The following is a 16,244-nucleotide window of genomic DNA, read 5'->3' as shown; positions in this document are numbered from 1 at the left end:
TCGTCGCCAAGATCAACAAGTAAGACGGCATATCCCGGCGGCGTACCGCCGCCGTGATATGGGCTGCCGTTGATCCGGCCTGCTGGGCAGGCCGGATAACGCCAGCGGGGCCATCAGCTCACGCTGACGGCTTGCGGGGTCGCCGGGCGAGTCGTTAGCGACTCGCCGTTGGCGTCTTAAGAAGTTTCAAAAATTTCTATACGCCAGTAGCTCAATTGGCAGAGCAGCGGTCTCCAAAACCGCAGGTTGGGGGTTCGAGTCCCTCCTGGCGTGCCAAGCCGCAACGAGGGCGATAGCCACTTGAACAGCAGGGTTGAACATTCGAGGAGCCACGCCTCGGCCGGCGACATCGCCAGGTACGTGGTCGCGGCGCTGCTGCTGGTGGGTGGGCTGGTCGCCTTCTACTGGTTCGAAGGCCAGTGGCCGATGCCGCTGCGCGTCCTGGCCGTGATCGGTGGCGCGGTCGCCGCCCTGGTGGTCTTCCTGACCAGCACCAAGGGCTTCCAGACCCGGGAGTTCCTGTCGGAATCCCGCTTCGAGCTGCGCAAGGTCGTCTGGCCGACGCGGCAGGAAGCCATGCGCATGAGCTGGGTGGTGATGATCGTGGTCGTGGTCATCAGCCTGATGCTGGCCGGCTTCGACCTGGTGATCCAGTGGGCCATCCGCCTGCTGCTCGGCAACTGATGGAGATGTCCGGTTTGGAAAGCGAGATCGTCAAGCGCTGGTACGTGGTCCACGCCTATTCCGGCTTCGAGAAGTCGGTGGCGCAGGCGCTGCGCGACCGCATCGTGCGCATGGGCATGGAAGCGAAGTTCGGCGACGTGATGGTGCCGACCGAGGAAGTGGTCGAGATGCGCTCCGGCCAGAAGCGCCGTTCCGAGCGCAAGTTCTTCCCCGGCTACGTGCTGGTCCAGATCGCCACCCAGGACGAGGGCGGGATCCCCCGCATCGACAGCGAGAGCTGGCACCTGGTCAAGGAGACCCCGAAGGTCATGGGCTTCATCGGCGGCACCGCGGCCCAGCCGCTGCCGATCCGCGACGACGAGGCCGATGCCATCCTCGCCCGCGTCCAGGAAGGCGTCGAGAAGCCCCGCCCGAAGGTCCTGTTCGAGGCCGGCCAGATGGTCCGCGTCATCGACGGCCCGTTCAACGACTTCAACGGCGTGGTCGAGGAAGTCAATTACGAGAAGAGCCGCCTGCGCGTGGCAGTGCTCATCTTCGGCCGCTCGACCCCGGTCGAACTGGAGTTCGGGCAGGTCGAGAAGGCCTGATCCCGGCCCCTTGGCCGGACACCTTGGAAGCTGCTATAGTGCGCGGCTTCCTGCCCGGAATGCGGGCAAAACGCAATGGCCGCCGCCCTGGCGGCCTTTGCGCGTCACAGCGCGATACCGGGACGCGTCCATTCCCGGCCCGATGGGGAGCCTGACAGGCGTTCGCACCCGGAGAGGACAATGGCAAAGAAAGTAGTCGGTTACATCAAGCTGCAGGTCAAGGCCGGCCAGGCGAATCCCTCGCCGCCGGTGGGTCCTGCCCTCGGCCAGCGCGGCCTGAACATCATGGAGTTCTGCAAGGCGTTCAACGCCGCCACGCAGAAGCTCGAGCCGGGTCTGCCGACGCCGGTCATCATCACCGCGTACTCGGACCGCACCTTCACCTTCATCACCAAGTCGACCCCGGCTGCGGTGCTGCTGAAGAAGGCCGCCGGCGTGCAGTCCGGTTCCAAGCGCCCGAACACCGAGAAGGTGGGCAAGATCACCCGCGCCCAGATCGAAGAGATCGCGAAGGCGAAGGATGCCGACCTGACGGCGGCGGATCTCGAGGCGGCAGTGCGCACCATCGAGGGCTCCGCCCGTTCGATGGGCCTGACGGTGGAGGGCTGAGACCATGGCACAGACCAAGCGACAGAAGACCATCAAGGCCGCGACCGTCCCGGGCAAGGCCTACGCCATTGACGAAGCGCTGAAGATCGTCAAGGACAACAGCAAGGCCAAGTTCGTCGAGGCCGTCGACGTGGCCGTGCGCCTGGGCGTCGACGCCCGCAAGTCGGACCAGCAGGTCCGCGGCTCGACCGTGCTGCCGCAGGGCACCGGCAAGTCGGTGCGCGTGGCGGTGTTCGCCCCCGCGGGCGCCAAGGCCGAGGAGGCCCTGGCCGCCGGTGCCGACGCCGTCGGCATGGACGACCTGGCCGAGAAGATGCAGGGCGGCGACCTCAACTACGACGTCGTGATCGCCACGCCGGACGCCATGCGTGTGGTCGGCAAGCTCGGCACCCTGCTGGGCCCGCGCGGCCTGATGCCGAACCCGAAGGTCGGCACGGTCTCCCCGAACCCGGGCGAGGCGGTGAAGAACGCCAAGGGCGGCCAGGTCCGCTACCGCACCGACAAGGCCGGCATCATCCACTGCACCATCGGCAAGGCGGACTTCGAGTCCGACCGCCTGAAGGAAAACCTGCAGGCGCTGCTGGCCGACCTGGTCAAGGCCAAGCCGGCCACCGCCAAGGGCCAGTACCTGCAGAAGATCTCGATCAGCTCGACCATGGGCCCCGGCGTCGCCGTGGACCAGTCGTCGCTGTCGTTCAAGTAATCGCAGTACCCGCCCGGCCGTTCGCGGCCGGGCGGTGTTCGACCATTTGAGGGCAGTCGCAGGCACCCAGGTGCCGACCGGCAGCCGTCAAAGACCGCAGGTGCGGTCAGCGCGCCACGGCGACGGGCATGGAAGCTCGTGTTGGCAGGGAATCGCCGTCGTGGCAAGCGGGATCGCTTAATCCACCCGCAAGGGTGTGCCCGCGCAGATGGTGCCGCCTTCTGGAAGTGTTCTGGTGTGGTCGCAAGACCGCCAGCCGGACAGGCCACCGACCCGGGACCTTCGTGTCCCCGGCGTTCCACGGATGGATGCCGTCCAGGACCGCAAGCGGCAGGAGCCGCGAGCGGAGTTACCAAGTGAGGAGTGTATGGCTCTCAATCTGTCCCAGAAGCAAGAAGTTGTCGCCGAACTGGCAGACGTCGCCGCCAAGGCGCACTCCCTGGTCGCAGTCGAGTACGTAGGCACCACGGTCAGTCAGATGACCGCGATGCGCAAGCAGGCGCGTGAAACCGGTGTGTTCCTGAAGGTTGTCAAGAACACGCTGGCCATCCGTGCCGTCGAGGGCACCGATTTCGCTGTCGTCAAGGACAGCCTGGTCGGGCCCCTGCTATATGCGTTCTCGACCGAGGAGCCCGGCGCCGCCGGTCGCCTGATCAAGGAATTCGCCAAGAGCAACGACAAGCTGCTGCCGAAGGTCGTGTCCGTGGGGGGCGAGCTGTATCCCGCCAGCCACGTGGACGTGCTTGCGGCGCTGCCGACCCGCGATCAGGCGCTGGCCATGCTGGCCCGCACCCTGCTCGAGCCCGCCGCGATGTTCGCCCGTGTCGTCCAGGCCGTGGCCGACAAGCAGGGTGGTGGTGCGCCGGCGGAAGAAGCAGCCGCGGAAGCTCCGGCCGAAGCCTGAGTTCGACGTCATCCGGCCTGTTGCACGCCAGCAGGCTTCAATCCAGATAATTTCCAATAGGTAGAACACACATGTCCCTGACCAACGAACAGATCGTCGACGCGATCGCTGAAAAGTCCCTGATGGAAGTGGTCGAGCTCGTCAAGGCCATCGAAGAGAAGTTCGGCGTTTCCGCCGCTGCTCCGGTTGCCGTGGCCGCCGCCGCCGGCCCGGCCGCTGCCGCCGAGGAGCAGACCGAGTTCAACGTCACCCTGAAGTCGCCTGGCGACAAGAAGGTCGAGGTGATCAAGGTGGTCCGCGCGATCACCGGCCTGGGCCTGAAGGAAGCCAAGGACCTGACCGAGGCCGGTGGCCTGGTCAAGGAAGGCGCTTCCAAGGAAGACGCCGAGAAGATCAAGAAGGACCTGGAAGCGGCCGGCGCCACGGTCGAAGTCAAGTAAGCGTTGTCGCGTCGCCAGCGTCATCGGCGACCACCGAGGCTGGGGGCGTAAGCCCCCGGCCTTCGGCCGTTGTAGAGAAAGCCTGAAAACCGACACCGAGTCGGCAGTTGGAAATAGCGGGAGAAGGCGTGCTGGTGCCGGCAATACCAGCGATTTCCAACTGGCGGTTCACGAAATTCCCCTGGGTCGCGCCGCGCGCGGCCCGCAGATGCCAAAGGCGGTAGCTCCCCATGACGACGTCATATTCGTTCACCGAAAAGAAGCGCATCCGCAAGGACTTCGGCAAGCGCCGTTCGATCCTCGAAGTGCCGTTCCTGCTCGCCATCCAGGTCGACTCGTACCGCGAGTTCCTGCAGGCCGACAAGGATCCGGCGCGCCGCGACGACCGCGGCCTGCACGCCGCGCTCAAGTCCGTGTTCCCTATCACCAGCTACAACGGCTACGCCGCGCTGGAGTACGTCGGCTACAAGCTCGGCGACCCGGTGTTCGACGAGCGCGAGTGCCGCAACCGCGGCCTCAGCTACGGCGCCCCGCTGCGCGTGACCGTGCGCCTGGTGATCTACGACCGCGAGTCGTCGTCCAAGGCCATCAAGTACGTGAAGGAGCAGGAGGTCTACATGGGCGAGATCCCGCTCATGACCGACAACGGCACCTTCATCGTCAACGGCACCGAGCGCGTCATCGTCTCCCAGCTGCACCGCTCGCCGGGCGTGTTCTTCGACCACGACCGCGGCAAGACCCACAGCTCGGGCAAGCTGCTGTACTCGGCCCGCATCATCCCGTACCGCGGCTCGTGGCTCGACTTCGAGTTCGACCCGAAGGACGCGCTGTTCACCCGCATCGACCGCCGCCGCAAGCTGCCGGTCAGCGTGCTGCTGCGCGCGCTGGGCTACTCCAACGAGGAGATGCTCAACGAGTTCTTCGAGATCAACCATTTCCACATCGACCCCGAAGAGGGCGTGCAGATGGAGCTGGTCCCGGAGCGCCTGCGTGGCGAGACCCTGGACTTCGACCTGGCCGACGGCGACCGCGTGATCGTCGAGGCCGGCCGCCGCATCACCGCGCGCCACGTCAAGCAGCTGACCGATTCCGGCATCGAGGCCCTGGCCGTGCCGGACGCCTACCTCGTGGGCCGCGTGCTGTCGCATGATGTCGTCGACGCCGCCACCGGCGAGCTGATCGCGTCCGCCAACGACGAGATCACCGACGAGATGCTCGAGGCCCTGCGCAAGGCGGGCATCGAGGCCGTGGGCACGATCTGGACCAACGACCTGGACCGCGGTGCCTACCTGTCCAACACCCTGCGCATCGACGGCACCCGCACCCAGCTCGAGGCGCTGGTCGAGATCTACCGCATGATGCGTCCCGGCGAGCCGCCGACCAAGGACGCCGCGCAGAACCTGTTCCACAACCTGTTCTTCACCTTCGAGCGCTACGACCTTTCGGGCGTGGGCCGGATGAAGTTCAACCGCCGCATCGGCCGCAAGGAAACCACCGGCGCGGCCGTGCTGTACGACGCCAAGTACTTCGCCGAGCGCAAGGACGACGACTCCGTGCGCCTGCGCGAGGCCAACGGCGACAGCTCCGACATCCTCGACGTGCTGAAGGTGCTGACCGAGATCCGCAACGGCCGTGGCGTGGTGGATGACATCGACCACCTCGGCAACCGTCGCGTGCGTTCGGTGGGCGAGATGGCCGAGAACGTGTTCCGCGTGGGCCTGGTGCGCGTCGAGCGCGCCGTGCGCGAGCGCCTGACCATGGCCGAGGCTGATGGCCTGACCCCGCAGGAGCTGATCAACGCCAAGCCGGTCGCGGCCGCGGTGAAGGAGTTCTTCGGCTCCTCGCAGCTGTCGCAGTTCATGGACCAGAACAATCCGCTGTCCGAGGTCACCCACAAGCGCCGCGTCTCGGCGCTCGGCCCGGGCGGCCTGACCCGCGAGCGCGCCGGCTTCGAAGTGCGCGACGTGCACCCGACCCACTACGGCCGCGTCTGCACCATCGAGACCCCTGAAGGCCCGAACATCGGCCTGATCAACTCGCTGGCCGTGTTCGCGCGCACCAACGGCTACGGCTTCCTCGAGACGCCGTACCGCAAGGTCGTGGACGGGAAGGTCACCGACGACGTCGAGTACCTGTCGGCGATCGAGGAGAACGAGTACGTCATCGCGCAGGTGAGCGCACCTCAGGACGAGAAGGGCAACCTGACCGCCCAGTTCGTCGCCTGCCGCTTCCAGGGCGAGAACCTGCTCAAGCCGCCGAGCGAGATCGACTACATGGACGTGTCGCCGATGCAGACCGTGTCGGTCGCGGCGGCGCTGGTGCCGTTCCTCGAGCACGACGACGCCAACCGCGCGCTGATGGGCGCCAACATGCAGCGCCAGGCCGTGCCCACGCTGAAGAGCGAGAAGCCGCTGGTCGGCACCGGCATCGAACGCGCCGTGGCGCGCGACTCGGGCGTGACCGTGAACGCGCGCCGTGGCGGCGTGGTCGAGCAGATCGACGCCGGCCGCATCGTGGTGAAGGTGTTCGATGACGAGATCTCGGGCGAGACCGATGCCGGCGTCGACATCTACAACCTGATCAAGTACACGCGTTCGAACCAGAACACCTGCATCAACCAGACCCCGCTGGTCAACGTGGGCGACGTGGTCGCGCGCGGCGACGTGCTGGCCGACGGCCCCTCGACCGACATCGGCGAGCTGGCGCTCGGCCAGAACATGCTGGTCGCGTTCATGCCCTGGAACGGCTACAACTTCGAGGACTCGATCCTGCTCTCGGAGCGCGTGGTCCAGGAAGACCGCTACACCACGATCCACATCGAGGAGCTGACCGCGGTCGCCCGCGACACCAAGCTTGGCCCGGAGGAGATCTCCGCCGACATCCCGAACGTCTCCGAGCAGGCGCTCAACCGCCTCGACGAGTCGGGCGTGGTGTACATCGGCGCCGAAGTCCGCGCCGGCGACATCCTGGTGGGCAAGGTCACGCCGAAGGGCGAGAGCCAGCTGACCCCGGAAGAGAAGCTGCTGCGCGCGATCTTCGGCGAGAAGGCGTCCGACGTGAAGGACAGCTCGCTGCGCGTGCCCCCGGGCATGGACGGCACCGTCATCGACGTGCAGGTCTTCACCCGCGACGGCATCGAGAAGGACAAGCGCGCCAAGCAGATCGAGGAAAACGAGATCAAGCGCGTCAAGAAGGACTTCGACGACCAGTTCCGCATCCTCGAGGGTGCGATCTACGCCCGCCTGCGCGAGCAGCTGCTGGGCAAGGTCGCCAACGGTGGCCCGGGTGTGAAGAAGGGCGACACCGTGTCCTCGCTGGTGCTCGACGGCCTGAAGAAGTCCGACTGGCTGGCGCTGCGCATGAAGGACGACGACGCCGCCGACGCGATCGAGCGCGCCGCGAAGCAGCTGAAGGTGCACGAGGAGGAGTTCGAGCGCCGCTTCCAGGACAAGCGCGGCAAGATCACCCAGGGCGACGACCTCGCCCCGGGCGTGCTCAAGATGGTCAAGGTCTACCTGGCCGTGAAGCGCCGCATCCAGCCCGGCGACAAGATGGCCGGCCGCCACGGCAACAAGGGTGTGGTGTCGACCATCGTGCCGGTGCAGGACATGCCGTACATGGCCAACGGCGAGACCGTCGACATCGTGCTCAACCCGCTGGGCGTGCCGAGCCGAATGAACATCGGCCAGATCCTCGAGGTGCACCTGGGCTGGGCCGCGAAGGGCCTGGGCCGGAAGATCGACGAAATGCTGCAGGCGCAGGCCAAGGTGGCCGAGCTGCGCAAGTTCCTCGACCAGATCTACAACCACGACAACAAGCTGCACGGCCAGCGCGTCGACCTGAAGCAGTTCTCCGACGAGGAGCTGCTGACGCTGGCGCGCAACCTGACCGGTGGCGTGCCGATGGCGACGCCGGTGTTCGACGGCGCCGCCGAGGTCGAGATCAAGCAGATGCTCGAACTCGCCGACCTGCCGACCAGCGGCCAGGCCCAGCTGTACGACGGCCGCACCGGCGACGCGTTCGAACGCAAGGTGACCGTGGGCTACATGCACATGCTGAAGCTCAACCACCTGGTCGACGACAAGATGCACGCGCGTTCGACCGGCCCGTACTCGCTCGTCACCCAGCAGCCGCTGGGCGGCAAGGCGCAGTTCGGCGGCCAGCGCTTCGGCGAGATGGAAGTCTGGGCGCTGGAAGCCTACGGCGCGGCCTACACCCTGCAGGAGATGCTGACGGTGAAGTCCGACGACGTGCAGGGCCGCAACCAGATGTACAAGAACATCGTCGACGGCGAACACGAGATGGTCGCGGGCATGCCCGAGTCCTTCAACGTGCTGGTCAAGGAAATCCGCTCGCTGGCGATCAACATGGAGCTGGAAGAGAACTGAGGACGCAGCCCGGGGCAGGGCGCGCACCACGCGCCCGCCACCGGTGAGCACCACGGCCACGTCCCCGATTCCCGTTCCCGGAGAAACTCATGAAAGACCTTCTGAACCTGTTCAACCAGCAGCGCCCGACGCTCGACTTCGACGCGATCAAGATCGCGCTCGCCTCGCCCGACCTGATCCGTTCGTGGTCGTTCGGCGAAGTGAAGAAGCCCGAGACCATCAACTACCGCACCTTCAAGCCCGAGCGCGACGGCCTGTTCTGCGCCGCCATCTTCGGGCCGGTGAAGGACTACGAGTGCCTGTGCGGCAAGTACAAGCGCATGAAGCACCGTGGCGTGGTGTGCGAGAAGTGCGGCACCGAGGTGACGCTGGCCAAGGTGCGCCGCGAGCGCATGGGCCACATCGACCTGGCCAGCCCGACCGCGCACATCTGGTTCCTCAAGTCGCTGCCCTCGCGCATCGGCCTGATGCTGGACATGACCCTGCGTGACATCGAGCGCATCCTCTACTTCGAGGCGTTCGTGGTCACCGAGCCGGGCCTGACCCCGATGGAGCGCGGCCAGCTGCTCAATGAAGAGCAGTACATGCAGATGCGCCAGGAGCACGGCGACGACTTCGACGCCGCCATGGGCGCCGAGGCCGTGTTCGACCTGCTGCGCACGATCGACCTGCAGGCCGAGATGGTGCGCCTGAAGGAAGAGATCGCCGCCACCGGCTCCGAGACCAAGCTCAAGCGCCTCACCAAGCGCATCAAGCTGGTCGAGGCCTTCCTCGAGTCGGGCAACCGCCCCGAGTGGATGGTGATGACCGTGCTGCCGGTGCTGCCGCCGGACCTGCGCCCGCTGGTGCCGCTGGACGGTGGCCGCTTCGCGACCTCCGACCTCAACGACCTGTACCGCCGCGTCATCAACCGCAACAACCGCCTGCGCCGCCTGCTCGAGCTCAACGCGCCCGACATCATCGTGCGCAACGAGAAGCGCATGCTGCAGGAGTCGGTGGACGCGCTGATGGACAACGGCCGCCGCGGCCGCGCCATCACCGGCACGAACAAGAGGCCTTTGAAGTCGCTGGCCGACATGATCAAGGGCAAGCAGGGTCGGTTCCGCCAGAACCTGCTCGGCAAGCGCGTCGACTACTCGGGCCGTTCGGTCATCGTGGTCGGCCCGACGCTGCGCCTGCACGAGTGCGGCCTGCCGAAGAAGATGGCACTCGAGCTGTTCAAGCCCTTCATCTTTGCCAAGCTGCAGCGCCGTGGCCTGGCCACGACGATCAAGGCCGCCAAGAAGCTGGTCGAGCGCGAAGAGGCCGAGGTGTGGGACATCCTCGAAGAGGTGATCCGCGAGCACCCGGTGCTGCTCAACCGCGCCCCGACCCTGCACCGCCTGGGCATCCAGGCGTTCGAACCGGTGCTGATCGAGGGCAAGGCGATCCAGCTGCACCCGCTGGTCTGCACCGCGTTCAACGCCGACTTCGACGGTGACCAGATGGCCGTGCACGTGCCGCTGAGCCTGGAGGCCCAGCTGGAAGCGCGCGCGCTGATGATGTCGTCGAACAACATCCTGTCGCCCGCCAACGGCGAGCCGATCATCGTGCCGTCGCAGGACGTGGTGCTGGGCCTGTACTACATGACCCGCGCGCTCGAGAACACGGCGGGCGAAGGCATGGCGTTCGCGAACGTCGCCGAGGTCAAGCGCGCCTACGACAACAAGGCCGCGGGCCTCCACGCCAAGGTCAAGGTCCGCATCGCCGAGACCGTGATCGACGAGGAAGGCAATCGCGAGAAGAAGACCTCGATCGTGGACACCACGGTCGGGCGCGCGCTGCTGGCCGAGATCCTGCCGGAGGGCCTGCCCTTCGCGCTGGCCAACGTCGAGCTGACCAAGAAGAACATCAGCCGCCTGATCAACTCCTGCTACCGCATGCTCGGCCTGAAGGACACGGTCGTGTTCGCCGACAAGCTGATGTACACCGGCTTCGCGTACGCCACGCGCGCCGGCGTGTCGATCGGCATCGACGACATGATCATCCCGGAAGAGAAGAAGGGCATCCTGGCCGAGGCCGAGGCCGAAGTGCTGGAGATCCAGCAGCAGTACCAGTCGGGCCTGGTCACCGCCGGCGAGCGCTACAACAAGGTGGTCGACATCTGGTCGCGCACCAACGAGCGCGTCGCCCAGGCGATGATGAAGACCATCGGCACCGAGATCGTGACCAACGCCAAGGGCGAGCAGGTCGAGCAGAAGTCGATGAACTCGGTCTACATCATGGCCGACTCCGGTGCGCGTGGTTCGCAGGCGCAGATCCGCCAGCTGGCCGGCATGCGCGGCCTGATGGCCAAGCCGGACGGCTCGATCATCGAGACCCCGATCACCTCGAACTTCCGCGAGGGCCTGAACGTCCAGCAGTACTTCATCTCGACCCACGGTGCACGAAAGGGCCTGGCGGATACCGCGCTGAAGACGGCGAACTCCGGTTACCTGACCCGTCGCCTGGTTGACGTGGCGCAGGACGTGGTGATCACCGAGACCGACTGCGGCACCCATGACGGCCTGACCATGACCCCGATCGTGGAAGGCGGCGACGTGGTCGAGCCGCTGAAGGACCGCGTGCTCGGCCGCATCGTGGCCGAGGACGTGTTCCTGCCCGGCGACGACGAGGATCCGATCGTCACCCGCAACACGCTGCTCGACGAAGCCTGGGTGCAGAAGCTCGAGGACGCCGGCGTGCAGGCCATCAAGGTCCGCTCGACCATCACCTGCGAGTCGTCCTTCGGCGTGTGCGCGCACTGCTACGGCCGTGACCTCGGCCGCGGCCACCTCGTCAATCTCGGCGAGGCCGTGGGCGTGGTCGCCGCGCAGTCGATCGGCGAGCCCGGCACCCAGCTGACCATGCGTACGTTCCACATCGGTGGCGCGGCGTCGCGTGCGGCGGCGATCGACAACGTGACGGTCAAGACCACCGGCTCGGTGAAGTTCAACAACGTCAAGTTCGTGTCGCACTCCGACGGCCACCTGGTCGGCGTGTCGCGCTCGGGCGAGATCTCGGTGCTCGACCAGCACGGCCGCGAGCGCGAGCGCTACAAGCTGCCCTACGGCGCGACCATCAACGCGAAGGACGGCATGGCGGTCAAGGCCGGCCAGACGGTCGCGACCTGGGATCCCCACAACCACCCGATCGTGTCGGAAGTGAAGGGCGTGGTGCGCTTCATCGACTTCGTCGACGGCGTCACCGTCATCGAGAAGACCGACGAGCTGACCGGCCTGGCCTCGCGCGAGATCACCGATCCCAAGCGCCGCGGCTCGCAGGGCAAGGACCTGCGTCCGCTGATCCGCATCGTCGACGCCAAGACCGGCGAAGGCCTCAACATCCCGGGCACCGACCTGCCGGCGCAGTACCTGCTGCCGCCGCGCTCGATCGTCAACCTGCAGGACGGCGCTGCCGTCGGCGTGGGCGACGTGGTGGCCAAGATCCCGCAGGAAGCGTCCAAGACCCGCGACATCACCGGCGGTCTGCCGCGCGTGGCCGACCTGTTCGAGGCGCGCAAGCCGAAGGATCCGGCGATCCTGGCCGAGAAGTCCGGCGTGGTCAGCTTCGGCAAGGACACCAAGGGCAAGCAGCGCCTGATCATCAAGGGTGCCGACGGCGAGGACCACGAGGAGCTGATCCCGAAGTACCGCCAGATCATCGTGTTCGAAGGCGAGCACGTCGAGAAGGGCGAGACCGTGGTGGACGGCGAGCCGAGCCCGCAGGACATCCTGCGCCTGAAGGGCGTCGAGGAGCTGGCGTCGTACCTGACCAAGGAAATCCAGGACGTCTACCGCCTGCAGGGCGTGAAGATCAACGACAAGCACATCGAGGTGATCGTCCGCCAGATGCTGCGCAAGGTCGAGATCACCGACGCCGGCGACAGCACCCGCTTCCTCAACGGCGAGCAGGCCGAGCGCCAGCGCGTCATCGAGGCCAACGAGAAGCACAACGCCAAGGGCGAGCTGCCGGTGCACTTCGAGCCGGTACTGCTGGGCATCACCAAGGCGTCGCTGGCGACCGAGTCGTTCATCTCCGCGGCCTCCTTCCAGGAGACCACCCGCGTGCTGACCGAGGCGGCCGTCCGCGGCACCCGCGACAGCCTGCGCGGCCTGAAGGAGAACGTGATCGTCGGCCGCCTGATTCCCGCGGGCACCGGCCTGGCGTACCATACGCAGCGCCGCAAGAACGCCTCCGGGCTGACCGAGTCCGAGATGGAGGCCCTGTCCGGGGTCGCCGTGGCGGAGGAGTCGCAGGTCGCCGAGACCTCGCAGGTGGAGGGGGGCGATGCGCCCCTCGCCGACGGCGCCGACGAGTAATACCGCTACACGCTGCAAGTCAGTGACGGCCCCTCCGGGGGCCGTCCCAGATCCCGAAATGAGGTGCCATGGAGGCGCTTCGTGTTCGGTCCAGGATGGACGGGAAAGGTGACCATGGCCCAGGTGCGCCCCGGAGCGGGGTGCTGCCTGCCGGGTCCTTGGCTGCGTTGACGCTGGGCGTCTACGCCGGCTATACTTTTCCGTCTTGGCAGGCCGGGTCGACTCCGCCTGCCTTCGTTTTCGCGCACGGAACCTGGACCGTGCGGCCGGCGCGGTCCCACGGGGCCCGCCACCGAGCCGGGCCCAGGCCCGTCATACCCAACAGCGGGCCCCGTGCCCGGAGCAGAAGACCGACACCGATGGCAACGATCAACCAGCTGGTGCGCAAGCCGCGCAGCCCGGAAACCTACAAGAGCAATTCGCCCGCGCTGCAGAACTGCCCGCAGCGTCGCGGCGTGTGCACGCGCGTGTACACCACCACCCCGAAGAAGCCGAACTCGGCCCTGCGCAAGGTCGCCAAGGTGCGCCTGACCAACGGCTACGAGGTCATCGGTGGTGCTGATCCGCGGCGGCCGCGTCAAGGACCTGCCGGGCGTGCGCTACCACACCGTCCGCGGTTCGCTCGACGCCGCCGGCGTCGCCAAGCGCAAGCAGGCCCGTTCCAAGTACGGCGCCAAGCGTCCGAAGGGCTGATCCCAGTCCCTTTCCCGCCCTTCGAACAGATACTGAAAAGGCTCGAGAACAATGTCGCGTAAAGGAAACACCCCGCAGCGCTCGGTGCTGCCCGACCCGAAGCACGGTAGCGAAACCATCGCGCGCTTCATCAACATGGTCATGTACAGCGGCAAGAAGTCGGTCGCCGAGAAGATCGTGTACGGCGCCATGGACGTCATCGGCGAGAAGAACCCGAACCCGCTGGAAGTCGTCGAGAAGGCGCTCGGCAACATCTCGCCGTCGGTCGAGGTGAAGTCCCGCCGCGTCGGCGGCGCCACCTACCAGGTGCCGGTCGAGGTGCGCGCGTCCCGCCGCATGGCGCTGGCGATGCGCTGGCTGATCGACTCCGCGCGCAAGCGCGGCGAGAACAGCATGCCGCGCAAGCTGGCCGCCGAACTGATCGACGCCTCCGAGAACCGCGGTGGCGCGATCAAGAAGCGCGAAGAAACCCACCGCATGGCCGAGGCCAACAAGGCCTTCGCGCACTACCGCTGGTGACGGCGCCCGGCCGGAGCGCTTCGCGCACCGGTCCGTGCATCGCGTAGCCGGGTGCCGCCGCAGGGCGGCATTCGGCCATCCGGAACCAACTCCGCACGTCCGCTTCAGTGGACAAAAAACACAGAGAGATCGCCGTGGCCCGCACCACTCCCATCGACCGCTACCGCAACTTCGGCATCATGGCCCACATCGATGCCGGCAAGACCACCACGTCCGAGCGCATCCTTTTCTACACCGGCAAGAACCACAAGCTGGGCGAGACCCACGACGGTTCGGCCACCATGGACTGGATGGAGCAGGAGCAGGAGCGCGGCATCACCATCCAGTCCGCGGCCACCACCGCGTTCTGGAAGGGCATGGACAAGACCCTGCCCGAGCACCGCTTCAACATCATCGACACCCCCGGCCACGTCGACTTCACCATCGAGGTGGAGCGTTCGCTGCGCGTGCTTGACGGCGCGGTGTTCGTGCTGTGCGCGGTCGGCGGCGTGCAGCCGCAGTCGGAGACGGTGTGGCGCCAGGCCAACAAGTACAAGGTGCCGCGCATCGCGTTCGTCAACAAGATGGACCGCACCGGCGCGAACTTCTTCAAGGTCCGCGACCAGCTCAAGAGCCGTCTCGGCGCGGTCGCCGTGCCGATGCAGATCCCGGTCGGTGCCGAGGAAGGCTTCGAGGGCGTGGTTGACCTGCTGAAGATGAAGGCGATCCACTGGGATACCGCCAGCCAGGGCCTGAACTTCGAGTACCGCGACATCCCCGCCGACCTGCTCGAGCAGGCCAACGAGGCGCGCGCGTTCATGGTCGAGTCGGCCGCCGAGGCCAACGAGGCGCTGATGGACAAGTACCTCGAGTCCGGCGAGCTGAGCGACCAGGAGGTCCTCGAGGGCCTGCGTTCGCGCACCCTGGCCACCGAGATCGTGCCGATGTACTGCGGCTCGGCATTCAAGAACAAGGGCGTGCAGGCGATGCTCGATGGCGTGGTCAGCCTGCTGCCGTCGCCGGTCGACGTGCCGGCCGTCCGCGGCACCGACATCGATGACGAGACGAAGGAGCTGAGCCGCGAGTCGAGCGACAGCGCTCCGTTCTCGGCGCTCGCGTTCAAGATCATCACCGACCCGTTCGTGGGTTCGCTGACCTTCTTCCGCGTGTACTCGGGCAAGCTCAACGCCGGCGACCAGGTGCTGAACTCGGTCAAGGGCAAGAAGGAACGCATCGGCCGCCTGCTGCAGATGCACTCCAACAACCGCGAAGAGATCAAGGAAGTGCTCGCCGGCGACATCGCCTCGGCCGTGGGTCTGAAGGACGTCACCACCGGTGACACCCTGTGTGCCCAGGACGCGCCGATCGTGCTCGAGCGCATGAGCTTCCCGGAGCCGGTGATCTCGATGGCGGTGGAGCCCAAGACCAAGTCCGACCAGGAAAAGATGGGCATCGCCCTGGGCCGCCTGGCGCAGGAGGATCCGTCGTTCCGCGTCCGCACCGACGAAGAGTCCGGCCAGACCATCATCGCCGGCATGGGCGAGCTGCACCTGGACATCATCGTCGACCGCATGAAGCGCGAGTTCAACGTCGAGGCCAACGTCGGCAAGCCGCAGGTTGCCTACCGCGAGACCATCCGCAAGACGGTCAAGTCGGAAGGCAAGTTCGTCCGCCAGTCGGGCGGCAAGGGCCAGTTCGGCCACGTGTGGCTGGAGATCTCGCCGCAGGAGCCGGGCGCCGGCTACGAGTTCGAGAACGCCATCGTCGGCGGCGTCGTGCCGAAGGAGTACATCCCGGCGGTCGACAAGGGCATCCAGGAGGCGGTGGCCAACGGCATCCTCGCCGGCTACCCGATCGTGGACGTCAAGGTGAAGCTGTACGACGGTTCGTACCATGAGGTCGACTCGTCGGAAATGGCGTTCAAGATCGCCGGCTCCATGGGCTTCAAGGAAGGCTTCCAGAAGGCCTCGCCGGTGCTGCTCGAGCCGATCATGAAGGTCGAGATCGTCAGCCCCGAGGACTACCTGGGCGACGTGATGGGCGACGTGAGCCGCCGCCGCGGCATCCTCCAGGGCCAGGACGACAGCCCGTCGGGCAAGATCATCAACGCGATGATCCCGCTGGGCGAGATGTTCGGCTACGCCACCAGCCTGCGCTCGATGTCGCAGGGCCGCGCCACCTTCACGATGGAGTTCGACCACTACGCGGAAGCGCCGTCGAACATCGCCGACGAAGTGGTGAAGAAGAAGTAACCGGCGCCGGCGACGGCAACCAGACAACCAACTTTTCAAGAGACTGCAATCATGGCGAAGGGTAAGTTCGAGCGCACCAAGCCCCACGTGAACGTGGGCACCATCGGTCACGTGGACCACGGCAAGACGACGCTGACGGCGGCGCT

At 66.5% G+C, this 16,244-nt stretch carries 12 protein-coding genes, 1 tRNA gene and 1 pseudogene; 13 read left to right on the top strand and 1 reads right to left on the bottom strand.

Going from position 1 to position 16,244, the window contains the following annotated elements; genetic code table 11:
• Positions 1-200 precede the first annotated feature (200 nt).
• The 7 genes from IE168_RS14160 to rplL all read left to right on the top strand — a co-directional run bounded on the left by IE168_RS14160 (position 201) and on the right by rplL (position 3,927).
• Positions 201-276, top strand: a tRNA-Trp gene (locus IE168_RS14160).
• Between the two features lie 24 nt (positions 277-300).
• The gene (gene secE / locus IE168_RS14155; RefSeq protein WP_189499416.1) at positions 301-684 is read left to right on the top strand and encodes a preprotein translocase subunit SecE; all 384 of its coding nucleotides are present in this window, start codon (positions 301-303) and stop codon (positions 682-684) included.
• A gap of 5 nt (positions 685-689) precedes the next feature.
• Positions 690-1,271, top strand: a complete 582-nt coding sequence (gene nusG, locus IE168_RS14150) for a transcription termination/antitermination protein NusG (RefSeq protein ID WP_189499414.1) — start codon at positions 690-692, stop codon at positions 1,269-1,271.
• 180 nt (positions 1,272-1,451) lie between these two features.
• Entirely contained in the window at positions 1,452-1,880 is a 429-nt protein-coding gene (gene rplK / locus IE168_RS14145) for a 50S ribosomal protein L11 (RefSeq protein WP_189499412.1), read from the top strand.
• A 4-nt stretch (positions 1,881-1,884) separates the two neighbouring features.
• On the top strand, positions 1,885-2,583 hold the full coding sequence (rplA, locus tag IE168_RS14140) for a 50S ribosomal protein L1 (protein WP_189499410.1): 699 nt from the start codon (positions 1,885-1,887) through the stop codon (positions 2,581-2,583).
• A 367-nt stretch (positions 2,584-2,950) separates the two neighbouring features.
• A complete protein-coding gene (gene rplJ, locus IE168_RS14135; RefSeq protein WP_189499408.1) occupies positions 2,951-3,487 on the top strand; it encodes a 50S ribosomal protein L10 in 537 nt (178 codons plus the stop codon).
• Between the two features lie 71 nt (positions 3,488-3,558).
• On the top strand, positions 3,559-3,927 hold the full coding sequence (rplL, locus tag IE168_RS14130; protein ID WP_189499406.1) for a 50S ribosomal protein L7/L12: 369 nt from the start codon (positions 3,559-3,561) through the stop codon (positions 3,925-3,927).
• On the opposite strand, the gene IE168_RS14125 is transcribed toward rplL, so the two are convergent.
• On the bottom strand, positions 3,920-4,180 hold the full coding sequence (locus tag IE168_RS14125) for a hypothetical protein (RefSeq protein WP_189499404.1): 261 nt from the start codon (positions 4,178-4,180) through the stop codon (positions 3,920-3,922). The two genes, rplL and IE168_RS14125, sit on opposite strands and share 8 nt — an antisense overlap.
• Between IE168_RS14125 and rpoB the strand changes: the two genes are divergently transcribed.
• The 6 genes and pseudogenes from rpoB to IE168_RS14095 all read left to right on the top strand — a co-directional run.
• The gene (rpoB, locus tag IE168_RS14120) at positions 4,158-8,315 is read left to right on the top strand and encodes a DNA-directed RNA polymerase subunit beta (protein WP_189499402.1); all 4,158 of its coding nucleotides are present in this window, start codon (positions 4,158-4,160) and stop codon (positions 8,313-8,315) included. The genes IE168_RS14125 and rpoB overlap by 23 nt on opposite strands.
• Positions 8,316-8,404: 89 nt before the next feature.
• Positions 8,405-12,655: a DNA-directed RNA polymerase subunit beta' gene (gene rpoC, locus IE168_RS14115; protein ID WP_189499399.1), complete on the top strand. Its 4,251-nt coding sequence runs from the start codon at positions 8,405-8,407 to the stop codon at positions 12,653-12,655.
• A gap of 359 nt (positions 12,656-13,014) precedes the next feature.
• A pseudogene (gene rpsL / locus IE168_RS14110) lies at positions 13,015-13,348 on the top strand (30S ribosomal protein S12).
• Positions 13,349-13,399: 51 nt separating this feature from the next.
• The gene (gene rpsG / locus IE168_RS14105) at positions 13,400-13,867 is read left to right on the top strand and encodes a 30S ribosomal protein S7 (RefSeq protein WP_133000733.1); all 468 of its coding nucleotides are present in this window, start codon (positions 13,400-13,402) and stop codon (positions 13,865-13,867) included.
• A 134-nt stretch (positions 13,868-14,001) separates the two neighbouring features.
• Positions 14,002-16,098, top strand: a complete 2,097-nt coding sequence (gene fusA / locus IE168_RS14100) for an elongation factor G (RefSeq protein ID WP_189499397.1) — start codon at positions 14,002-14,004, stop codon at positions 16,096-16,098.
• 51 nt (positions 16,099-16,149) lie between these two features.
• Positions 16,150-16,244, top strand: a 95-nt coding sequence (locus IE168_RS14095) for a GTP-binding protein (RefSeq protein WP_038054197.1), incomplete at its 3' end; no start/stop codon positions are given.

Origin of the sequence: Luteimonas padinae (assembly GCF_014652935.1) — a bacterium.
Lineage (GTDB): Bacteria > Pseudomonadota > Gammaproteobacteria > Xanthomonadales > Xanthomonadaceae > Luteimonas > Luteimonas padinae.
This window is presented reverse-complemented; position numbering and strand designations above follow the sequence as displayed.